This window comes from Paraburkholderia sp. JPY465, assembly GCF_050436725.1.
GTDB lineage: Bacteria > Pseudomonadota > Gammaproteobacteria > Burkholderiales > Burkholderiaceae > Paraburkholderia > Paraburkholderia youngii.
On the sequence record NZ_JBNDMT010000006.1, the window covers coordinates 1,187,872 to 1,210,141 of the forward strand.

Annotated in this window: 17 protein-coding genes and 1 pseudogene; 10 read left to right on the forward strand and 8 right to left on the reverse strand. The window is 60.9% G+C overall.

The window, feature by feature from the left end:
- Position 1: 1 nt before the first annotated feature.
- Positions 2 to 2,743, reverse strand: coding sequence for a winged helix-turn-helix domain-containing protein (locus QFZ94_RS38830; RefSeq protein WP_429463197.1), 2,742 nt, complete (start codon positions 2,741 to 2,743; stop codon positions 2 to 4).
- A 536-nt stretch (positions 2,744 to 3,279) separates the two neighbouring features.
- Between QFZ94_RS38830 and QFZ94_RS38835 the strand changes: the two genes are divergently transcribed.
- Genes QFZ94_RS38835 through QFZ94_RS38855 form a run of 5 tightly spaced genes read left to right on the forward strand, consistent with a single transcriptional unit; the run spans position 3,280 to position 7,921 of the window.
- Positions 3,280 to 4,143 carry a branched-chain amino acid ABC transporter permease gene (locus tag QFZ94_RS38835; RefSeq protein WP_368581328.1) on the forward strand — a complete coding sequence of 288 codons (864 nt, stop codon included), beginning with the start codon at positions 3,280 to 3,282 and terminating at the stop codon, positions 4,141 to 4,143.
- Positions 4,140 to 5,120 (forward strand): branched-chain amino acid ABC transporter permease, encoded by a 981-nt coding sequence (locus tag QFZ94_RS38840; RefSeq protein WP_429463200.1) that lies wholly within the window; start codon positions 4,140 to 4,142, stop codon positions 5,118 to 5,120. The genes QFZ94_RS38835 and QFZ94_RS38840 overlap by 4 nt, the downstream gene beginning before the upstream one ends.
- A complete protein-coding gene (locus QFZ94_RS38845; protein ID WP_429463202.1) occupies positions 5,117 to 5,881 on the forward strand; it encodes an ABC transporter ATP-binding protein in 765 nt (254 codons plus the stop codon). The genes QFZ94_RS38840 and QFZ94_RS38845 overlap by 4 nt, the downstream gene beginning before the upstream one ends.
- The gene (locus QFZ94_RS38850; RefSeq protein ID WP_429463204.1) at positions 5,878 to 6,594 is read left to right on the forward strand and encodes an ABC transporter ATP-binding protein; all 717 of its coding nucleotides are present in this window, start codon (positions 5,878 to 5,880) and stop codon (positions 6,592 to 6,594) included. Before QFZ94_RS38845 ends, QFZ94_RS38850 begins: the two co-directional genes overlap by 4 nt.
- Positions 6,595 to 6,640: 46 nt before the next feature.
- Positions 6,641 to 7,921 carry an ABC transporter substrate-binding protein gene (locus QFZ94_RS38855; RefSeq protein ID WP_368581332.1) on the forward strand — a complete coding sequence of 427 codons (1,281 nt, stop codon included), beginning with the start codon at positions 6,641 to 6,643 and terminating at the stop codon, positions 7,919 to 7,921.
- A gap of 171 nt (positions 7,922 to 8,092) precedes the next feature.
- Here the strand turns inward: QFZ94_RS38855 and QFZ94_RS38860 are convergent, their stop codons facing one another.
- From QFZ94_RS38860 to QFZ94_RS38875, 4 genes are all read right to left on the reverse strand, one after another.
- A complete protein-coding gene (locus QFZ94_RS38860; protein WP_429463207.1) occupies positions 8,093 to 8,998 on the reverse strand; it encodes a LysR family transcriptional regulator in 906 nt (301 codons plus the stop codon).
- A 156-nt stretch (positions 8,999 to 9,154) separates the two neighbouring features.
- On the reverse strand, positions 9,155 to 10,123 hold the full coding sequence (locus QFZ94_RS38865; protein WP_429463209.1) for an alpha/beta hydrolase: 969 nt from the start codon (positions 10,121 to 10,123) through the stop codon (positions 9,155 to 9,157).
- Between the two features lie 26 nt (positions 10,124 to 10,149).
- Positions 10,150 to 11,043: an MBL fold metallo-hydrolase gene (locus tag QFZ94_RS38870; protein ID WP_429463211.1), complete on the reverse strand. Its 894-nt coding sequence runs from the start codon at positions 11,041 to 11,043 to the stop codon at positions 10,150 to 10,152.
- A gap of 549 nt (positions 11,044 to 11,592) precedes the next feature.
- On the reverse strand, positions 11,593 to 12,564 hold the full coding sequence (locus tag QFZ94_RS38875) for a LysR substrate-binding domain-containing protein (RefSeq protein WP_429463213.1): 972 nt from the start codon (positions 12,562 to 12,564) through the stop codon (positions 11,593 to 11,595).
- Between the two features lie 78 nt (positions 12,565 to 12,642).
- On the opposite strand from QFZ94_RS38875, the gene QFZ94_RS38880 reads away from it, so the two are divergent.
- Positions 12,643 to 13,296: a glutathione S-transferase family protein gene (locus QFZ94_RS38880; protein WP_429463215.1), complete on the forward strand. Its 654-nt coding sequence runs from the start codon at positions 12,643 to 12,645 to the stop codon at positions 13,294 to 13,296.
- 80 nt (positions 13,297 to 13,376) lie between these two features.
- Here QFZ94_RS38880 and QFZ94_RS38885 read toward each other — a convergent pair whose 3' ends face one another.
- Positions 13,377 to 14,261 (reverse strand): alpha/beta fold hydrolase, encoded by an 885-nt coding sequence (locus QFZ94_RS38885; protein ID WP_429463217.1) that lies wholly within the window; start codon positions 14,259 to 14,261, stop codon positions 13,377 to 13,379.
- A 103-nt stretch (positions 14,262 to 14,364) separates the two neighbouring features.
- On the opposite strand from QFZ94_RS38885, the gene QFZ94_RS38890 reads away from it, so the two are divergent.
- Both QFZ94_RS38890 and QFZ94_RS38895 read left to right on the forward strand, forming a co-directional pair.
- On the forward strand, positions 14,365 to 15,267 hold the full coding sequence (locus tag QFZ94_RS38890) for a LysR substrate-binding domain-containing protein (RefSeq protein WP_429463219.1): 903 nt from the start codon (positions 14,365 to 14,367) through the stop codon (positions 15,265 to 15,267).
- A 211-nt stretch (positions 15,268 to 15,478) separates the two neighbouring features.
- Positions 15,479 to 17,407 (forward strand): enterotoxin, encoded by a 1,929-nt coding sequence (locus QFZ94_RS38895; protein WP_429463221.1) that lies wholly within the window; start codon positions 15,479 to 15,481, stop codon positions 17,405 to 17,407.
- 19 nt (positions 17,408 to 17,426) lie between these two features.
- Here the strand turns inward: QFZ94_RS38895 and QFZ94_RS38900 are convergent.
- Positions 17,427 to 19,299: pseudogene (locus tag QFZ94_RS38900) on the reverse strand (beta-galactosidase).
- Between the two features lie 122 nt (positions 19,300 to 19,421).
- On the opposite strand from QFZ94_RS38900, the gene QFZ94_RS38905 reads away from it, so the two are divergent.
- Positions 19,422 to 21,164: a tetratricopeptide repeat protein gene (locus QFZ94_RS38905; RefSeq protein WP_429463223.1), complete on the forward strand. Its 1,743-nt coding sequence runs from the start codon at positions 19,422 to 19,424 to the stop codon at positions 21,162 to 21,164.
- Positions 21,165 to 21,230: 66 nt separating this feature from the next.
- Here QFZ94_RS38905 and QFZ94_RS38910 read toward each other — a convergent pair whose 3' ends face one another.
- Positions 21,231 to 21,479 (reverse strand): hypothetical protein, encoded by a 249-nt coding sequence (locus tag QFZ94_RS38910; RefSeq protein WP_018436237.1) that lies wholly within the window; start codon positions 21,477 to 21,479, stop codon positions 21,231 to 21,233.
- Positions 21,480 to 21,758: 279 nt separating this feature from the next.
- Here QFZ94_RS38910 and QFZ94_RS38915 point away from each other — a divergent pair, with 279 nt between their 5' ends.
- On the forward strand, positions 21,759 to 22,253 hold the full coding sequence (locus tag QFZ94_RS38915) for an aminoacyl-tRNA deacylase (protein WP_368581338.1): 495 nt from the start codon (positions 21,759 to 21,761) through the stop codon (positions 22,251 to 22,253).
- Positions 22,254 to 22,270: the final 17 nt, after the last annotated feature.

The following is a 22,270-nucleotide window of genomic DNA, read 5'->3' on the forward strand; positions in this document are numbered from 1 at the left end:
TCTATCGTCCCGGAAATGCCATTGCAGTGACTTGCTCGACGCTTAGCCTTGCGCCGTCGCTGGCAAGTCGATCGCGTTCCTCACGCGTGAATGATGAGTCGACAATGGCTCGCGCTTCCTTGTAGCTCGCCGCCGCAATTGGCGGTATCCAATCGCGGTTACCGAGGTCTTCCTGCCGCTGACGCTTGTCAATCCAGGCAATTGTCCTCGCGGCGTCGGCAAGGCGGCCCTGCCGCGCGAGTAAATGCGCCACATAACAGTAGGGATGGGTCATCAGACCGCTTGCATGCATCGACAGCGTGCACGCGCTCTGCAATGCAAGTTCAGCCGCCTTGAAGTCGCCGAGATAGACGAGCGCCGCGCCGCGCGTAAGGAGGATGTGCAACTGCAGGTGGACAGTCTCTGTCACCGTCAATCGGTCGAGAATATCGTTACATCGCCGCAACGCAGAAGCAAAGTCGCCTTCCATCAAGTCGCAAGCGGGAAGCATAGTTTCACAGCGGTCTCCGTAGAAACTGTCGCCACAACGATGGCCTTGCAACGCCGCTTGGGCAATTCTTCTTGCCTGATCCGGCTTGCGGTCGATGTGATAGGCGAAAACCGCTCTGCAATACGCGACGGACGTTCGCAGCCACGATGGCCACGCATCGTCAAACAGGGCTTCCGCCTCGGTCAGCGCTGCCTTCGCCGCGTCGCGATCGGCCAGGAAGGCAAACTGATGCGCGGCCACCGTCAGGGACCTGAAGGCTCCGAACCGGTCGTTCAGGCTTTGAAAGAGTCGGGCCGCCTTGAGCGCCGAAGCGACCTCGCGCTTTAGCTCCGTGCGCATGCGCAGATCCGCGACGGCAAACCAGAAGCGCGCCGCCAGTCGAGGCGGCATCGACTCGTCCACCCAGGGCTCGATCGTGCGGTACAGGCGCGCGCCTTCGTCGTTGAAGCCTCGCGCATCCCATAGCCTGTCCGTGGCAGCGGCAAGTTCGACCGCGATCTGCCGATCGCCCGTTGGCCCCAGTGCCCACGTCACGGCCGCACGCACATTGTCCAGGTCTGACGCGATGCGACGCATCCGCGCCAGAGGCTCCTCGAAGGGATCGTCTCCGGTCAGGTTCTCCGCTAGCGCTTCGGCGTGGCGCCGGCGCGTCGCATCGAGCGCACCGGCGACGGCGAGCCGCTCCAAGGCAAAGGACCGGCTGCTTTCGAGCAGCCGGTAGCGCGGCATTCCGCCGCCTTCAATCATCACGAGCGATTTGTCCACCAGCGAGGCCAGGTGATCAATGACTGCCCAGCTATCGATTGTCTGGTCACTCGCTGCGCGCTGTGCAGCTTCGAGCGAGAAACTGCCCATGAACACGCCGAGCCGGTCGAACACGGTCTGCTCGGGCGCCGTGAGCAGCCCATAACTCCACTGCAGCGCCCGCCGCAAAGTCTGATGGCGGGGCAGTGCGGTTCGATTCCCGCCCGCCAGCAGCCTCAACTGCTCGTCGAGCCGCACCCTCAGCCCATGCACGCCGAGGAGCGCCCCCCGCGCCGCGGCGAACTCGATCGCCAGCGGAATCCCATCGAGCCGCCGACAGATCTCGACCACATCGCCCACGTTGCCGCTGTCGACCGTGAACTTCGGATCGGCGGCCTGGGCGCGGGCAACGAACAGCTGAACCGCGCCAAAGCCCAGCGCGACGGTCGCGTCGGCGCTCGCGGGCACGGCCAGCGCGTCGAGCCGGAAGATCTGCTCCTGATCGATATGCAACGGTTCCTGACTGGTGACCAGCACCCGCACGCCCGGTGCGGCGGCCACGATCCGCGCGACCAGGTCCGCGGCAGGTTCGAGCAGGTGTTCGCAGTTGTCCAGCAATAGCAGCAGTCGCTGCTCCCTGATCAGTTGCACCAGCGACGTGAGTCCCCCTGCTTCGAGTGCGATCTGGTGTCCCAGCACGCGCGCCACGGTCGGCACGAGAAGTTGAGCGTCCGCCAGCGAGGCCAGTTCGACGAGCCAGGCGCCGTCTGCATAGTCGTTGCGCAGCCGGTGCGCCACGGCCTGGGCCACCCGTGTCTTGCCGATGCCCCCGGGGCCCACCACGCTGACGAGCTGGCAGATCTCCAGCAAACGCGCGAGCGTGACGATGTCGTCCGCACGCCCATAGAGCGGTGGCATCTGGGCCGGCAGATTGCCGCCCGCCCTTACGGACCTCGTCAGGGAAGCGCGCTCTTCCCCAGCGGACTCTCTGTTCGAAGGGACTGCTCTTCTGACAGCCGTATCGACGAAATCAGAAGAAGACCGCTTCAGCGCCGCTTCCCGAACCGATTGCGGCACGCCGATGTCCCCATTGAGCGCCAGCGATGACGAAGGTGCCGTCAGGTCCGGGCCTTCGGCGGAAAATGACCCGACTGGCCGGACGTCGAAAATATAGCCCCGGCGCGGCACCGTCCGAATTAACTGCTGACTTCGATCGCCCAGAGCCGCGCGCAATTCACCGATGCACTGCACCAGCGAATCGTCAGTGACAATAACGTCGCGCCATACGGCGTCGATGAGTTCGATCCTGCCTAGCAGGCGGCCGGGGTGCTGCGCCAGATGCAGCAATAGCGCAAAGGTCTTGGGTCTGAGGGCAACAGGGCGTCCCTCGACGCGCAGTTCGCCGCGCCCTTTATCGATGTCGAATCCGGGGTAGTGCAGTACAGATACGATGGCGTCGCTGACGGAGTCCGGCGTCGTGATGAATTTCGCGGAATTTTCGGCGTTCATTCGGCCAATCGTCGTGTGAGTCGACGCCTCCCTGACTATCCTTGTCCGAGTCATCCATTGATGGAGCATATGACTCTAGGGACCTCGCCGCCAGTGTTTGATGCCTTTTCGGACGCAAGCGTGCATTCGCGCGCTATCCGATAAGGTCCGTTCTGCGCAAGATCATCTTTTAGTGGAAGACATGATTCAAATTGGCGATCGAGACGAAGAGTGATGGAGCAATCCGGTCTCGAAGCATTTGACCGGATTGGCGGATTTCGACTTCCAAACCGCACTCGTTTGCCAAACTCATCAACTATCATGCTTAGAACGCTTAAGGCTTTTGTCGATGCTGTTGGCAAGACAAAAAAGGTCGTCGACTTGCGTCCTGACGATCCTGGAACCTTACGATTAACCGACTCATTCCAGTCGCCACGCTTTATCTATAGAGTGACGTTCGGCTAATACAGGATAAAACGCCGTCACTGAATGGAGGAGGCTATGACGTTCGACGCTTCATCCGCACGATGACCGGTTGAAGATCGGTCACTGGTGACATGATCAGTCTCTACACAATGCAGGCCTTGCACGGCCTGGTCTATGGGATGCTGCTCTTTCTGGTTGCGTCCGGACTGACTCTTATCTTCGGGTTGCTGCGGGTTTTAAATATCGCTCATGCGGCCTTCTATATGTTGGGCGCTTATCTCGCCTATGCGATCGTCGCGATCACAGAGAACTTTTGGCTTTCTCTGCTCATCGCTCCTATTGCGGTGGGATTACTCGGTGCGGCAGTTGAATACGGGCTATTGCGGCGCATCCGCGGGCATGGACACGAGCGCGAGTTGCTTTTGACTCTCGGTCTGTTTTACATGATCTCCGAAGCAACGCGGTGGATCTGGGGCAGCTATACGTTGGAGGTTCCAACGCCCTCGTTGCTGGCCGGATCGATTCCCCTGTTGGGCGGACGATATCCGACATATCGCCTGTTCATTCTCGCATTCTCAGGTCTGATTTGCGTGCTTCTGGGGATTGTCCTCAACCGGACGCGGCTTGGCATCGTCATTCTTTCCTGCGTTTCGGATCGAGAAATGGTGAGTGCGCTGGGTGTCAACACGGGTCTGGTGATGACCACGGTTTTTGGCCTGGGTTCTGCCCTCGCTGCTATCGCTGGAGTCGTTGCGGCTCCTTTCCTGCAGGTCGAACCATCGATGGGACAGGCAATTCTCGTCGATACTTTTGTCGTTGTCGTAATCGGCGGATTCGGATCGCTTTCTGGAGCGTTGATATCCTCCATTCTGATCGGTGAGATACAGTCATTCGGGATACTTTTCGTTCCACAGTTTGCACTCGTTTTTCAATTCCTTCTGATGGCGGCAGTGCTGATAGTCAGGCCACAAGGCCTATTGGGGAAGACGCGGTGATCCTGCTCGCCGGATGGATTTCAGCGCTCATCGCGCTCTACCTTCTACCTCTGATTCTGGACATCGCTTCGCTGCGACTTGTCATAGAGATACTTTACTTTGGCCTTTTTGCCGCCTCGTTCAATCTTCTGTTCGGGTATGGCGGAATGCTTTCTTTCGGTCATGCAGCCGCGTTCGGAATAGGTGGTTACGCAGCCGGTCTGACATGGAAATTCCTCGGTGCCGTGCCAGTTCCACTGACTTTGATTGGTTGCGCGCTCTCTGGCGCATCTTTGGGGATCGTCGTGGGAGTCCTTTGTGTTCGTTCTCGAGGCACGTCTTTTTCGATGCTCACGCTGGCCTTCAGTCAATTTCTCTTTGCAGTCGCACTGAAATGGCGGACCGTGACGAGGGGCGACGACGGCCTGAGCGTTCGTCCGCCGGATTTGCGCTTGCCAGGCGGGCTTCTGTTGCACATGAACGAGCCACGGCACTTTTACTGGCTTGAACTGACGGTGGTGATGCTGTGCATTGCTGCGATATGGCACATCACCCGCACACCATTGGGAAACGCCTCAGTGACAGTGCGCGAAAACGACGAGCGGGCTGCATCGCTTGGCTACAATGTTTTCGCCACAAGGTTGAGCGTGTTCTGTATTGCATCTTCTTTTGCGGCGGTCGCGGGTGGACTCTTTGCGAGCTTTCAGGAACTTGTGTCGCCTGAAGCACTGGATTTCAACACCAGTGCCGAGGTGGTGTTGATCGCGCTTCTCGGCGGTACCGGAACACTTGTCGGGCCTCTATTAGGTGCAGCAGCTTATATTCTGTTACAAGACGGGCTGTCGAGTATCAGCGAACACTGGCCGTTCGTGGTCGGTCTGCTGTTCGTCCTGCTAATACTGTTCATGCGTACCGGTTTGGCTGGCATCGTCGGGCCTGCGGGTCCAATCCAATTTCTGATCGGAATGTGGCGTTCACCCACGCGAGAACAGCCATGAACCCCATGCTCGAACTCCGCGAAATTCATCACGATTTTTGCGGGTTTCGTGTGTTGGCGGGAATCGACCTGAAGATCTTTCCGGGTGAGCGGCACGCGATCATCGGACCGAATGGCGCAGGCAAGACGACGTTGTTCAATATCATCAGCGGGCGCTTGCATCCAAGGCAAGGGGGAATTTTCTATAAACAAAAGGACATCACGCGGATGTCTCCCTATCGTATCGCCCGCCTAGGTGTTGCTCGTTCCTTCCAAAGTATCAACACCTTTCCGCGCCTGACTGTCTTCGAGTCCGTGCGAAGTGCTGTTTTATCCCGCCGCGGCAGCCGACTCGATTTCTGGCACGTCGTCGATCATCAGGAATCCGCAGCCCGGGAGGCAAATTATGTTCTCGGATTGCTGGAGCTACTCGAGCGACGCGACACGCCGGCATGCGCGCTTTCATACGGCGAACAGCGACAGCTGGAGATTGCGCTCACCATCGCGACGTCTCCTCAATTGATCCTGCTCGATGAACCGACCGCAGGTCTCGACGTCGACGAATCACAGAAGGTCGTCGAGTTGATTCGTCAGATAAGCAAGAACAAGACGCTCGTGATGATTGAGCATGACATGGACGTCGTTTTCGCAGTGGCCGACCGCATTAGCGTACTTCACTATGGTACGTTGCTCGCGTGCGGGACACCGGATGAAATACGCCATAGCAAGGATGTCCAGTCGGCGTATCTCGGATCGGACTCTCGCGCGGGAAAAAGATCATGATGAAAGCCACGGAGTTGCACGCCTACTATGAAAAATCGCACGTTCTTCAAGGTGCGTCTTTGATGATCGACGATGGTGAGGTTGTTTGTCTTTTGGGCCGAAATGGTGTCGGCAAGTCGACGACACTGAAGTCCATGATGGGACTCGTCAAGCTGGCGTCAGGCTCAGTGGTCTTTAATGGCAGAAACATAACCAATTTTCCGGCTCACTCCATTGCGAGGCTGGGTTTTGGATATGTGCCCGAGGAGCGCCGTATCTTTCCGACTATCACCGTGAAGGAAAATCTTCTGATCGGAATGAAAGAGGCACCGCCGTCAGCCAGCGCCACGAACGGCAACCGCTGGACCTTGGACCGCGTCTATGAGTTCTTTCCGAGGCTGCGAGAGCGGAATGCCCAGCGTGCCGGTACCTTGTCCGGCGGCGAGCAGAAAATGCTCTGCACCGGTCGCGCGCTAATGGGCAACCCAAGCTTGCTATTGGTAGACGAGCCAACCGAGGGACTCGCTCCCGCAATCATCACGCAAGTCGAGAGAATACTCAGCGCGGCTCATCACGATGGCACGGCCATCCTGCTTGTCGATCAGACGATGGGGCTCGCGCTGTCGCTCGGAAGCCGCTTCTATGTGATGTCGAAGGGACGCATCGTGTTTGACGGCAGCTCGGTGGATTTGATTGCGGACGAGCAAGTCAGAAAGCGATATCTGGAGTTATGAAAATGCGCACTTAGGGTGCGTGACCGCTTCTTCAGAGAGGCTAATCATGAACGTTCGAACCGGTCGGCGCACGTTTGTCAAAGGCGTCGCTGCGGCTGGCGCCGTTGCTGTCGGACCATGGATTGTCGCGCGCCCTGCCTGGAGTCAGAGTAGTTCCATCAAGATTGGTGTAATTGAACCACTGTCGGGGCCGGTAGCCTATGTTGGAGGGGCTTTCGTCGCGGCCGCCAGATTCGGCGCTTACAAGCTCAATCGGACCGGCGGGGTGCTCGGACGGCAGGTGGAGATCGTACCCGCGGATAGTGAACTCAAACCCGACGTCGCAACTCGCCGCGCGAATGATCTGCTCTACCGTGAGAAGGTAGACGTTCTTGCGGTTGGGCCCGGATCGGCTGTTGCGAAGGCGGTTTCTCAGGTTGCCAACCTGAATCGAAAGCTATTCGTCACATACGCTTCTGAAGCCGCTGAACTTACGGGTGAAGAGTTCCTGGACACGACCTTTCGGTGCTGCCTGAATACCGATATGCACTCGAGAATACTCGCTTTCTACTTCACCAGAATGGCGAAGCACAAGCCCGCAAGATTCTATCTTCTGAACCAGGACTACAATTTCGGACACGCTTGCGCGGATGGCTTCAAAAAGGCATTCGACAAGATGAAGGCGCCCAATCAGAGCATTGTCGGGGATGAATACCACCCGCTCCAGAAGGTCCAGGATTTTGGTCCGTACGTCACCAAGATCATGGCTTCCGATGCTGACGTCGTCATCACCGGGGACTGGGGCCAGGATCTGCGCCTGCTGCTCCAACAGGGGAAGTCCTTGGGCTGGAAGGTGAAGACGGGCGGATACTTTCTCAGCGATCCCACAGTATTGCAAGCGGTGAAGGACGCGGCGGTCGGTCATATCACCGCGAACGTTTATCACACAACGCTCGATACTCCGGAAAACATAGCGGATATCCGGGAATGGCGCGATTACTATCCTGACGCCCCGATCAGTTACAAATATCCGGACCTCATCGTGGTAAGTGCGATTTTGTGGATCGGTGACGTGATAAAGCGAGCAGGCACGCTGGATACTGCCAGGTTGATTTCGACGTGGGAGGGAGCCAGATTTGCAGCAGTTTGGGGCGACGTGGAAATGCGAGCATGCGATCATCAGATGCAGACTCCCGCGTTTGTATCGGAGATACTCGAGCCGGAACAAATACCCGTCGAGATTCGCTACTACGGCAATGCTTTCCCCTTCATTGGCAGACCGACCCGAATTCCGAAAGATGAACTGACGGTAATCCCAAAGGACACAGGCAATCCGCGCTGCGCTTGAATTGTCCAACCTGTGGCAGGACGACGCACGATTCGATGCCGACTTGCCGACCGCCTTCACTTTCATTCGCTACGAAGAGCGTTTATATCTTCGTCCAGACGATTGCAGGCTTGGACATCGTTCATTTGGCGAGCAGGCGGACAGACGATTGTCTGGTGACGACGCGAAGAGTTACGCCGGTTCGCTTGCCCTCAGAAGTTCAATCGCCCATTCGACGAATACGCGCACCTTGGAGGCGAGATGCCGATTAGCCGGATAGGCAATGTGCACAGCGACGTCATCGCCGCGCCAATCGGGAAAGAGGCGCACGAGCGCGCCGGAGCGAAGGTGCGGGGTGACGAGGAACGCATAGGTGGTGAGTACGCCGAGCCCTGCAAGTCCAGCCGCTAGCGCGGCGCTCGAGTCGTTGACACTTAACCGATGACTGCCGTGGATTTCGAAGAGCTGTTTCTCCCGATGGAGTTGAAAGACGAAGTCTCGCCCCGAGCGCGGCGAATTCATGCGGACGATCGTATGGCCTTGCATGAGATCCGCGGGCTCGCGGGGCAGGCCATGGCGCTGAATGTAGGCGGGCGACGCGCACGTCACGAGCGGCAGCGTGCCGGCAGAGCGCGCGATCAGCGAGTCGCTGAGCAATGGCCCGAGACGCAGAACACAGTCAAGGTTCTCCGCGATGAGATCAACCGACCGGTTACCGACGCTCAGCTCGACCTGGACATCGGGATAGCGCGCAAAGAAGTCCGGCATGGCCGGGACGAACAATTGATACGCCAACGAGCCGGGCAGTTCCACTCTGATTTTTCCCTTCGGCGAACGGGTTGCGCTCAGGACACTGCCATCCAGCGAGCCAACCTCGTCGAGCACGCGAATCGAGCCCTCGTAATAGATCTGGCCTTCCTGCGTCAGCGTGAGTTGACGACTTGTACGGTGCAGCAGCCGCACCCCCAGTTCTTTTTCGAGTTCCTGTATGAGGCGGGTGACGGACGATTTGGGCACATTCATGAGGTCTGCAGCACGCGTAAAAGTGCCTGAGTCGACGACACGAACGAAGGTCTGCATTGCGGCCAGCTTATCCATGCATCAGTCCTGTCAGATTGGGATGCATGCCGGTCGCGCGGCGATACGGATGTTTGCGTCGTGCGAGGATGCATGCGATGTGCTGCGGCATTCTCGCACGGCGCCGGTGCCGAAAGCGTGTCGTAAGCGTCGGTCGCCGGTGCGCTTGCGCCGCCATCAAGCCTCGCTCAGGAAGCTGACCAATGCCTGATATGCGTGCCCCCGGTTCTTTTCGAGCATGAGCATGTGGGTCGCTTCGCCCAGTTCGAGCCAACGCTTGTCCGGCGATCCGCTCAGATGCGCAAAGTAATCCTGCGCAAGCGCGAGCGGCACGTCGACATCCCATTCGCCATGAATCAGCAGGACCGGCACTTCGATGTGGCCCGGGTCATAAAATGCCTTACCTGCTCCCCAGTACTCGCGAATGTCCTGAATCGGCCCGTTCGCGACACGGATCGACTGGTTCTCGCGCAACGCCTCGTCGGGCTCGGTGCGAACCGTGTTGTCGAGCCATGCTTCGAAGCCACCATCCGGTATCAGTGTGCTGCGCTTCCACTCGGGGGCGGCACTGACCCAGCGCTCGCGCGCATCGGCCGCGCGCACCACCCGGTAACCACCCAGCGGGCCACCTGGGTCCAGTGGGATTGGCTTGTCGCTGACCCACTGCGGTGCAACGAGCCCGAGCCTGCGAACCTTGTGACCGTTGCGGGCGGTGAACGCGCCAGTCACGCTGCCGCCCCAGGACATGCCGATCACATTGGTACGCGCGATGCCTGAAGTGCGCAGCACGAAGTTCACGGCGCTCGTGAAGTCGCGCAAGCCGGATTCGGTACGCCCCAGCGGCTCGCTCTGCGCCGCGGCGACACGCATTTGCGGTGGTCGTGTCGACTCACCATAGCCGCGTGCATCCACGGCGTAAGCATCGAAGCCAGCGCGAGCGAGGTAGTCCATAAACGAATATCCGCCGATCTGCGTGTCGTAGAGGCTGCCGGATCCGTAGGTCGCGCCGTGCATCAACATCACGGTGCGTGCTTCGCCAAAGTCGGTGCGGCCTGCCGGCCGCTTGTTGCGGATGTGAAGCTCGATCTCGGGCGTATCGCTCGGGATCATGAAGTCGCGGGATTCGATCTGTGCTTGCGTTGCCATGATGTTTGCTCTCTTGGTGGAGAGGTTCAGCGGGGCAGCCAGGCGAAGCCGCCGGACCGCCTTTCGACCACGCCCACGGACGTTCCGGGGAAATGACTGCTGAAGAACAGCGCGTGGCGGTCTGCTGCGTGGTTCAGCGCCCAGAGCCGCGAGCGTGCGGCATCGTCGGGAAACTCGCAGAAAGTCGAGTTCCACTCGGGCTTGGCTATCTGAATCGGGTGATGCATGACGTCACCTGAAAACAGCGCATGCTGCTCTTCAGACGTGAAACCGATCGACAGATGGTCGAAGCTGTGGCCTTTGGTTCGATAGAACGTGAAGCCCTCCAGGCCTTCGAGCGTGGGCTGGCTATGTGCGTCGATCAACAGGGCCTGGCCCGCATCGATAATCGGCTGCACACTGTCCTCGAATACGCCGGCGCTCGGTGTCTGCACGTGCGCTTCGTCGGCATAGAAACGGTACTCGGCATCCGAGAACACGTAGGTCGCATTGGCGAATGTCGGGCGCCACGCGTCACCTTTGCGCACCGTGTTCCAGCCGACGTGATCGACGTGCAGGTGCGTGATCAGCACGAAGTCGACGTCGGCCGGCTGAACGCCGGCTGCCGCAAGGCGCTGCAGGTACGGCGTATCGAGTTGATCGAACACGGGGTTCAGCGGTCGATGCTTGCCGTTGCCGGCACCCGTGTCGATCAGGACGGTTTTGCCCTCCGTCTGCACGACCCAGGTATGCACGCTCAACGCGAGGGTCTCACCGTCTTGCGACACGTTCTCGCGGCCGATCCGTGGCGGCGGATTGTTGGCAAGGATCGTGCGATCCCGGTCGGGAAACAGGTAGGCCGAAGGAATCTCGGGAAGCACGAGCTCGGCGACCCGTGTTACGGTCGCACTGCCGATCCGATATCGATGAACGGTGTCCACTTTGATTGCTGATCCTTTTGGAAGAGGCCGCGACGATGTGCCGAGGCGTGGACGTATAGTCGTGCTTCCCGCCGTCTGGAAGAAGCGGGGCCGGGCGAAAGCATGGTTGCGGAAAAACGAACGGTGTGACCCCGGGACTGGACTGGATCGCCGCTGAGGGTGCAATGGCGCTGACTGACCGACTGCGGCAACAGCTTTTTCCGGGTTTCCGGGCACGGCGGCCGGGTTGTCATGAATGACGCGGACCGAACTCGGGAAGGCGGCATAACCCCCGGCGGTCTCGGCCTAGAATTCTCCGAGGAGGTGCCAATCATGTCAGCTACCAGGCGCAACGATCCAGGCCATCGGGCCTATCAAGCCGCACTGAACAGAACGACCCGCTACCCTTCGGAGCACGTCACGTTGACAGCTAGTTCGAGGAAAAAGCTGCGCCAAAGTGCGCCGCATCGCAAGATCGGGCGCGGCAAGGTCGGTGTCGGCGGCAAGAACAGCGAAAGGTAGGATGGCTCCTGGTGACCTCAACGAGACACCACACCGGACGATCGATTGTTAGCGCCGCGTCGGACCGCGCCTCGCCCGGTTGCGCGGGCGGCCTTCGGCCCCCGCAGGCGCCGCCGCAATCACCTCGCGCCGCAGCCATGCCCGAAACGCATCGATCGCGGCGAGTCTCTTGCTGTCGGCTCGCCACACGATGTAATTACCGTGTACGTCGACGATGCTGCGCCGCCACAGCCGCATCAGCCGGCCATCCGCCAGTTCCGCCTCGACCAGCGAGCGTCGCGCCAGCGCGATGCCGGCGCCGCCCACGGCCGCGTTCAGCATGCTGCTCACGTCATCGAATGAAGGGGCGTCGGCCGGTACTTCCAGTGCGAGGGCCACTGCCTGGAACCACGGCTCCCAAGGCTGAGTCGCCTGCACGAGCAACGTGCATTGCGCGAGGTCCGCGAGTCGGCGCGGCAGCCGGCCGTTGCGATAAGCAGGGCTTGCAACCGGGAAGACCTCTTCGTCCATCAGCTTCTCGCTGGCAAGGCCCGGCCAATGGCCAGGGCCGTAGCGCAACGCGACATCGATTCCATCGCGCTCGTCCAGGCGTGCAAGCTGCACGCTGGCGCGCACGTCGATCGTGATCCCTGGATGCTCGGCATGAAAGCGTGGCAGTCGCGGTGCGAGCCAGCGCGCGGCAAACGACGGCAACGCGCTGACCGTTAGCGTGGTGTTGCCCTTCGATGCGTTCGCGCGCCGAACCGCTCTTGCCGAAGACAGACCGAACGCGCGCTCGAGTACCTTGAGCCCTTGACGGACCTGCAACGCGAGTGCGAATGCCGCATGGGTTGGCTCGACACCCGTGCGGCCACGTGAAAACAGCGCGACGTCGAGCTGCGATTCGAGCGCCCGCACGTGCTGGCTGACAGCGCCTTGCGTGAGGGCGAGTTCGTCAGCCGCACGTGTAAAGCTACGCAGCCGTACGGCAGCTTCGAAAGCACGCAACGTCTGAAGGGGTGGGAGGCGGGCGGTCGTCATCAGGCATTAGTATCACTAATGCCGAAAGATCACAATATATCGTTTGAGCGCGGGTGGGCGTCTCTTTAGACTTTGTGCATGAATGCTTATCGACTCTATTTTTCGCCCGGTGCATGCTCGCTGGCCGCGCATATCGTGCTTGAAGAAACGGGGGCGCCGTTCGAGCTGATCTCAGTGCCCGTCGCTGAGGGAGCCAATCTGCAACCCGGCTATCTCGCGGTCAACCCGAAGGGCCGGGTGCCGGCGCTCGCGATTCCCGGCGAACCACGCGTACTGACGGAACTCCCAGCAATCGTGACGCTTATCGCGCGGCGCCATTACCAAACCCTGGCCATGCTGCCGACAGCCCCCGTCGATGAAGCCCGCTGCCATGAGTGGTTCGCATGGCTCGCGGGCTGGGTGCACGGCGTCGGCTTCGGTGGCCTGTGGCGACCCGCACGTTTCGTCGCAGAGGTGTCGTTGCATGCCGCGGTGTCCGCACACGCTCGACAGACTATTGAGGCCGCGTTTGCGCAGATCGAGAGCACGCTCACCGACGGATGTTCGTACGCGTTGCCATGCGGCTACACGATCGTCGATCCGTTTCTACTTGTTCTCTATCGGTGGGGCATGCGCATCGGCCTACCGATGGGTGACAGGTATCAGGCTTGGACTGCATCGGCGAGGCGCGTCGTTGAACGGCCGGCGGTACAGCGCGCGCTCCATAGTGAAGGCATTTCGCTCGAGATTTGACGTCCGCGCCCGCGCCCGCTTTGGAACGCCTGCCTGCGCCCGCCCACAACGCCGTCCGAACGAAAGACCTCCGCGCAGTCTTATCGGCAGAACTGCAAGGTGGCATCGGCGACCTCCCGAGGCGCTTCGCGCTGCGGAAAGTGGCCGACACCATCGAGAACTTTCCGTTCATATCGCCCAAGGAAGAAGGACTCCCGTCCGCTCGAACTATCGGGATGATTGCAGGTGTCCGCACCGCCGTGCAGCACCAGCGTTGCAACCGATAGCGCCGGTGCCGGATTCAGACGCGCTTCATCGTCGGCATAGGCGGGGTCTCCGTCGACAAAGCCCCAACGATGTCGGTAGGAATGGAGCACGATGTCGGCCCAGTCGTCGCCCACGAATGACTGCGCCGCTTCGTCGAAGTCGGCCGGCTTGTACCAGTCGGCCGGCGCCCAGCTATCCCACATCTGCCGGGCGAAGGCCTCACGTTCGTCCCGTAGCACGCGTGCGCCTCGCGGTGTAGCCATAAACCAGTGATACCAATAATTGCGTACCTGCTGCAGGGTCAGTATCTGGTCCGGAGCATTGGTGCCGTATCCCACCGATAGCATCACCAGATGTGAAGCCACGCGATCTCGCAGACCGCACGCATTGGCGACCGCGCGTGCGCCCCAATCATGTCCGACCAGGACCGGCCGCTCGACTTCCATCACGTCGACGAAATCCAGAAGATCGCGCCCCAGCGCGGACAACTGGCCGCTGCGATGCGTGGTCGTATCGAGAAACCGGGTGGGCGCGAAGCCGCGCAGAGCAGGCGCGAGCACGCGGTAACCCGAATCGGCCAGAATACGCGCGACGCTCTTCCAGCACTGCGGGCTGTCCGGCCAGCCATGCAGCAGCACCGCAGTTTGCGCTCCCTGCGGGTTCCATTCGAGATAGGCAATGTCGAGCCGCTGGGTAGCGGCGTGGCGGTAGGTGTTCATGGTTTTCCTCGTGCAATCGGGGTAGTGCCACGATAGCTCGACGTCTCATTGCGATTGGTGAATAATCACGACTCATTGGTGATTATTCGCGTTGAATCATTCGATGGACATTCTGCCCACCGCCGACGGTGTTCCGCTCGATACCGTATTGCTCCGCACTTTTCTCGAAGTCGTGGACAGCGGCAGCTTTGCCACGGCCGCCGAGCGTCTGGCGCTGACGCCTTCGGCCGTGAGCGGCCATATCAAGCGCCTGGAACAAATGGTCGGCGTTGATCTGCTGACACGCACGACTCGCCACCTGGCGTTGACGCAGGGCGGCGACACCTTGTATGCGTACGGCCGCAACATTCTCGATCTGGAACGCGAGGCCCGCGCGAAACTGCGCGGCGCGCCGCTGCGTGGGTTACTGCGGGTCGGTGCATCGGAAGATTTTGCCGGCACCTGGCTGCCCCAGGTGCTACAGCGTTTTCGTCAGCGACATCCCGAGGCGACGATCGACCTCAAAGTCGGCATCACAGCCGATCTGTTGCGCCAGCAGGAGCGCGGTCGTCTCGAACTCGTGTTCGGCAAGCAATGCAGCCGTATCGCAAAAGGCGGTGAGCTGCTGTGGGAAGAGCCGCTAGTCTGGGCCTACGCGCAACATGAACCTCTGGATCTCGACCAGCCGCTGCCGCTGGCCGTTTTTCCCGATCCGTGCATCTATCGAGAGTCGGCGATCACGGCACTCAACAAGGCGGGGCGCGCATGGCGCCTCGTGTTCGAGAGCAGCAGCATGGCGGGCTGCCTGTCGGCGGCGAGTTCGGGTTTTGCTGTTACCGTCATCGCCGATAGCCAGCGAGCCGAAGGCTTGCGCCTGCTGGGTCGCAAAGAAGGATTGCCCGCGTTGCCGGTTGTACGTTTCTACGCGTTTCCTCGCTCCGACTCGCCCGCCTGCGCGGATTTGATAGCTGCCGCACGTCGGGCAGGCCAGCAAGGTCGCTTCAGTCCACGCGCACTTCGCGGGTGACCGGTCTGTCATTTGCATGGGATGGCGCCGGCGCAGACGGCGCAGCGGTATCGAGCGCAATGCAGCGAGATATCCGACGTCTCATGAGAAAATTTCATCCGCGCACGCTCCGCCTTGAACACGTGGGTCCGTTGCCGTTACGCTATTTGCTGCTTTGGCCCGAGACAGGTGCTCCATGCGCGCCAACCATTCTTTGCCTACGCAAACTGGCATGCCCGTGTTCCAGACGACGGGCCATTTCTGCTCATTCGGCAACGACGCGATTGCATTGCGCTGGACGCACGAGAACGAACGTCTCGCGGGTGTCTCGCTGATCGATTGCGAGCGAAAACGCACGCTGCTGATCGCCACGCCGTTCACGCTCACGCTCGCTGACGGAACCACCGTGGGCCTGGACGAGGTGAAGGTCGTGGCACCGGCGAGCGACGCTGCGCTCGAACCCAACCCACACGCGTCCCGCCTGGGCGAACGAATCGCAGGGCGGCGCGCAAGCGTCTCCCTGATCGATAATCATGGACGCCTAAAGCTGCAATGGAGCGTCGAGCAACGCGAAGGATCACGATATCTGCGCGTCCAACTGGCAATTACGGCGCTTCTTCAGGATGAAGCGATCACTGCCGTCTCATTGCTGCAGACGCGTGCCCCTGGCGCCAAGGCCAGTCCTGAGCGCAAGGGCACGCCAGCCACTACGGGCAACTTGTATCTGGGCTTCGAGCATCCGTTGGCGACCAGTCAGGTAGATGGCGACACTCTGAGCTTTACGCTGCATCGCGCGTTGCCGCTACAGAAAAACAGGACGTTGGTCTACGCCGCAGTGGCAGGTGTAGCCAGTGACGGCCAGCTTCGGCGCGATTTCGGCATCTATCTGGAGCGGGAACGTGCTCGCCCGTATCGTCCGTTTCTGCACTACAACAGCTGGGGCGACATCGGCTACCTGACGCCGTATACGCAGAAACAGGCGCTCGAACGCATCGAGACGATCGGCCACGAGTTGCATACAGCGCGCGGGGTGCAAATCGATTCTTTTCTGTTCGACGATGGTTGGGACGATCTTGGCGGCGGCTGGCAATTCAGCAATGCCTTTCCAGATGGCTTCGTTCCGCTGCGCGACGCTGCCGCGCGAGTCGGCGCCGCTCCCGGCATATGGCTTTCGCCGTGGGGCGGCTACGGTACGCCAAAACAGGAACGCGTAGCGCGAGGACGTGCCGCTGGTTATGAGGTCATCGACAACGGTCTCGCGTTGTCGGGTCCGACGTATTACCGGCGCTTTCATGAAGTCGTGAGGGACTTGCTCGACAAGGGCGGCATCAATCAATTCAAGTTCGACGGCACAGGCAATGCCGACAGGGTGTTTCCTGGCAGCCTGTTCGATAGCGATTGGGACGCGGCGATTCAACTGATCGAGGACATCCGCGCGGCCAAGCCCGAAACCTTCATCAATCTCACTACAGGTACGCATCCGTCGCCGTTCTGGCTGCGCCATGTCGACTCCATCTGGCGCGGCGGCAGCGACGATGGCCTCGCAGGCAGCGGCACGAACCGCGAGCGCTGGATCACCTACCGCGACACGCAGACGTATCACAACGTCGTGGAGCGCAGTCCGCTCTTTCCGCTCAATTCGCTGATGCTGCACGGCATCCTGTACGCGCAGTGCAATCCACGCCTCAATACCTCGACGGGAAACGCATTTTCCAACGAGGTGTGGTCGTACTTCGGGACCGGCACGCAATTGCAGGAGCTCTACATCACGCCGGGGCTGCTGGGCGAGCACGACTGGGATGTGCTTGCGCGCGCCGCGAAATGGGCGCGCGAAAACCGCGACATCCTGCGCGACAGTCATTGGATTGGCGGCGCGCCGGACGAACGGGCGGCTTACGGTTGGGCAGCCTGGGCGCCGCACAAGGCTATCGTGACGCTGCGCAATCCTCACAGTCGCACGCAACGCTTCACGCTCGACCTGCGGCGCCAACTGGAGTTGCCGGATGGAGAGGCGGGACGATTCGAGGCGCGCAGCGTGTGGCGTGCAACGGCTTCCGGCATTACCGCTCAACTTGACGCTGATCTGCCGCAAGCCGTGCAACTCGCGCCGTTCGAAGTGCTCACGCTCGAACTGCTGCCGGTTGCCGCCGCGAAACGGTGAAGGGGAAAGGGCGTGCGCGCTAGTACAAGCGATCGGCGAGTGGAATCGGCTTCGCGTCGATCTGATGGAGGTCGAAGACCAGCACCTCGTTGTTACCTTGCACGAGCCACGGCGCCGGGCAATACAAGCGCCTTTGCGGGCCGATGTTCCAGTAGCGTCCCAGGTTGTGACCATTGACCCAGACGAGACCCTTGGTCCAATTGCTCATGTCGAGCCACGTGTCGCCGACTTCAGTCAGCAGCACATTCGCCTTGAAAAAGAGACCGGGGTTTGCTCGGGTTCGTGCACGCTTCGTTGAGGTTAGCGATGAACGTGTCATCCATCGGCAACAGGTGGACGTCCCATTCCTCGATCAACGAGACTGAGCCGTCTACGTGTTGCATCGTGACCGGTTCGAGCAGACCTTTGCGGTCGACGAGCGCGGGTCCGAAGTTGACGCGCCCCATGGCCTCGACGAGTATCTCCAGCGGTACGGGACCGTCCGGGATCGCCTCTTGATTTTGCCGCACCGAAGGCAGCGCAAGCGGCGCGCGGTGCATCATGTGAAGCGACCGCGCGTACCTGCGCGGCAGTTGCGCTCTCGATACGCCGCCCGCGTACTGTTCTCCAACGAAAACGGTTGCATAGTCGTGGACGCCGCTGATATCAAGCACGCCGCTCGCGTGCTTCGGCAAAAGCTTGCGATACAGCACGAAGCCAAACGCCTGACCGTAATGTTCAAACGACTGCGGATCGAGGCCTTGCTCGCGCGGCAGCGCCGCGGGCAGGTTATCCCAGATCGACGCGTAGAGCGTCGGCATCAAGACCCCAATGCCTGCGCAGCCAAGCGTGGCGACGGCGTCGGGTATGGCTGGCAACGGTTCGGGCAGATAGCTGGAGATCAGGTCTCGATACTTGAAGTACTTCGGCGTCGCCATGCCTTGCTCGTTGATCGGCGCGCAGTAGTCGTAGCTCGTGATGTCGGGCTGATAGTTGCCTGCATCGTCCACGTTAGCGCCGGCAAAAAAGCCGAAGCTCGTGCCGCCGTGAATCACATACAGGTTGAACGACAGTCGCGCCTGCATGAACGTGGCCAGGATGCTGGACAGGTCGTAGTCCACGCCCGCGAAGCCCGCTTCGCCCCAATGGGTAAGCCACCCCGGATACACCTCGCCGGCCATCGCGGGCACCAAGGGGAACTTGCGGCGCAACGTTGCGATTTGCGCTGCATTGCCGTTGCTCAGCGCGATCGCGCCGCCGGTCACCGTGGTGTGATTGCGTTCCAGTTGCGCGAGACCGTCTTCGGTGTAGAACGGCCCGGTTATGCCTCCTTTGAGCCAAAGCTGCCTGAGCTCTTCGAGGTAAGCCGGGTTACTCGCATACGAACCGAATTCGTTTTCGATCTGGATCATCAGGATCGGACCTCCGTGCTCGCACATCAATGGCTTGATACGCGGAACCAGTTCGTCGATATAGCGAGCCACCGCCGCCATGTAGCGAGGATCGGTGGCCGAGTCGGTCCGCAACTGGATGTCCGGATCGCGCAACAGCCAGGAAGGGAGGCCGCCCAGGTCCCACTCTGCGCAAACGTAAGGCCCGGGACGCAACAGCACCCACATCTGCTCGGATTGGCATAGGCGGATGAAGGCCTCGATATCGCGGTTACCGCTATGGAAGTCGAACACGCCGCTGTGCGTCTCGTGGTAATTCCACATGATGTACAACGCGATGCAGTTCATCCCCATCGCCCTTGCCATGCGGATCCGGTGTCGCCAGTATTCGCGTGGGATACGGGCTGGATGCATCTCGCCGCTGCGAATCTGGAACGGCAGGCCGTCGAGCAGGAAGTGTTCGCCGTCGGGGCTAAACGAGAAGGTGTGGCCACGTTCGAGTTTCACGATGGACGTTATCAAGTTGGCGAATGTAGGCTAACTGTATTCGATAGAATGAATACACGCGACGGCATTTCGGCATTCCGGGCGAATGCGATGCGCCGCGCAACGCTGTAGCGGTAATTCTGTAGGCCTGACCGCAAATGAGTACGGGCAAGATTTTGTCCGGCATCGCGATGGCCGCGCTGCCCACCGCATGCGCCGCTGCGGGGGCGTCCGGTGCGTGTGTGCCGTCGTTCTCCGAGGTCGCCGTCAAGGATGGACTCGCAGTGCGGACCCGCTGCGCTGTCTCCGCGCCCGCGCTCTCACGCGTCACCGAACGCCTGAACCGCGCGGTGAAGCACGACGGGCTTTCCGCCGAGCAACGTGCCGCGCTGGCGAGCGCGGCCAACACGATGCTGCACGCGATCTTCTCGCAGACTGATCACGACGAAGCCACCAACGAAGCCGCGCTCGCCAACTTCGAACCGATCCTCGAAAGCCTCGCATCGCAGATCAGGACGCGCTCCGACATCGACCTCGCAGCCGAGGCTTCGGAATGGAACGCACGTTATGAAGGGCTGCTGCGCAGGTTATCGATTACGCACAGCACGGCCCCCACCGAATTGCAGGCCGCCGCCGCCGTGAGGCGCCTCGATCTGGATCACGCATCTGCGTTGCTCACGCGGCTCCTGGCAGATGCAGCCGGCAACGTACAGCTAAGCGCCGCGCGCAACTACGAAGCGGCGAACATCGAACTGCTTCGCTTCATGCCATGGAACGCGCTGCCGTACCTGGAGCATGCCCATACGCTGCAACCCGACGATACGAACATCGCCGCGGCATTCGCCGACACGCTGCTCGCGCAGCACGAGCCCGAGCGTGCCGAGCCGGTGTATCGGGCGCTGCTGGTTCAGTATCGGACGCTTGCGCAACAGAGGCCTACCGCGTGGCAGCCGTCCGTCGCGCGCACGCTCAGCAAGCTCGGCAGTCTGTATGTGATGCTGCGGCAGCAGAAGGAAGCCGAAGCCGCATGGCTGCACGCGCTCGAAGTCTACTGGGCGCTCGCGCGCGTGGACCCTTCGGCCTACGGTCCCGCAGTCGCAAACACCTTCGATAGCCTCGCAACGTTGTACCGCGACACGCAGCGTCTGCAGGATGCGGCCGACGCGTGGCGCGAAGCTCTGGCCCTCGACCGTGCGCTGGCCCGGCAGGACCCGGCAAAGTACCGGCCCGCGGTCGCGATGACGCTCAACGACCTCGGTATCCTCTACAGTGCGACCCAGCGCACCCATGACGCGGAACTCGCCTACCTCGAAGCGCTCAGCATCCAGCGCGCACTCGAACATGACAATCCCGCCGCGTGGCGTCCGGCGCTTGCGCGCACGCTGAATAACCTCGGGAACTTCTACAGCGCAAGCGGGCGGCTGTCGGAAGCGGAGCACGCTTACCGGCAAGCTCTGAAGATCCGTCAACAGCTCGCCCGGGAAAATCCCGCGATTTACGAGCCAGACCTCGCGCATACGCTGGGCAATCTGGGCGTGCTGTACCGCCTCGAACGGCAGCCGGCCAAGGCGCTGCAGACCTACCAGGACGCGCTGCGCATCGTCCACGCGCTGTCGCGCGATACGCCGGTCGCGTACCAGCCTGACGAGGCACGGATACTGAACAATCTGGGCGTGCTCTACAGCCGCACGGGCAGGCCGCGCGAAGCGGAAGACGCATGGCGCCGGGCGCTGGATGTGTACCGCAAACTCGCCCACGACGATCCGTTGACCTGGCGGCAGGATGAAGCACGCACGTTGCGAAATTTGGGCACCCTGCTCAGCCACACGCAACGTTCGGCGGAAGGCGACGCATTGGAACGCGAGGCCGACGAGCTCATCGATTCAACGCGGGCGCCATAGATCCGAGGCAAGCGACAGCGTCGCCACAGAGTCAGAGCAGTGGGGGAAACCGTCGCCTGTCGGCGCTCAGCCGAATACGCCCCGGATCACGTCTTTCTCGAACTCGACTGTCCACGCCGTGCCGTGTCCGGTCTGGTACTCCCGTTCCCGCAGTGACGACGTGCGAACGACGGTGACACTGCCCCTCAGCGGGTAGACCTCGTCGACGATATCGGTCGCTCCGGTCTCCTGAAGCACAAAGTCGGATTCGGCGAGATGGTGCCGACGCAGGACGGCGAGAAAATCAGCCCTTTCGTCGGGTGCGATCACTGACATTGGGCGCCTCCTTTGGGCTGAGTCTCACCGAAAAAACCGTGATCGATCGAGACATAGACGGCCCCTTATAAGGTACAAACCGTGCTTTCATTCTAGGCCTTTGCACCGCTTGTCACGCGAAGTTGCGGCGCCGCTCACCGATGCACGCTGCACTTGCGTCGTACTGATCCGCCGCTCATTTCCGCGCATTCAGCCGGCGTGCGGATTGCCGGTGCGTGAACTATTCTGAAAAGATCGCAAGTGTTCATTCCTTTTCAGATATTCGACAGGAGGTGTGCCATGGCGATGTCGCCAACCTTGCAGGAGTGCCTGCGCAGCAAGGGTTCCCGCTACGAAGTCGTGCGTCATCCGTACAGCCACTCGAGTGTCGAAACGGCTGCCGCGGCGCACATTCCGGGTGACCGCCTTGCCAAGACCGTGCTGCTCGAAGACGAACACGGCTATGTGGCCGCCGTGCTGCCATCGACTTACGCCGTGCAGCTCTCCGAGTTCTGGAGCAAGACCGGGCGCCGGCTTGCTCTCGCCACGGAAGTCGAACTGCGTGAATTGTTCAAGGACTGCGATGCCGGAGCGGTGCCGCCGATTTGTATGGCGTATGGCATGAAAACCTACCTGGAATCGAGCCTGGCAGGTCAGCCGGACGTCTACTTCGAGGCGGGCGATCACGAAGAACTGATCCATATGGAAGCGGATCAGTTTCTCGCGCTGATGGGCGATGCGGAGCGCGCGCATTTCGCACGGCGGATGCGAGGGCTGGGCAGCGGCCGGGCCTGAGGCGGGGTCCGGGTGGT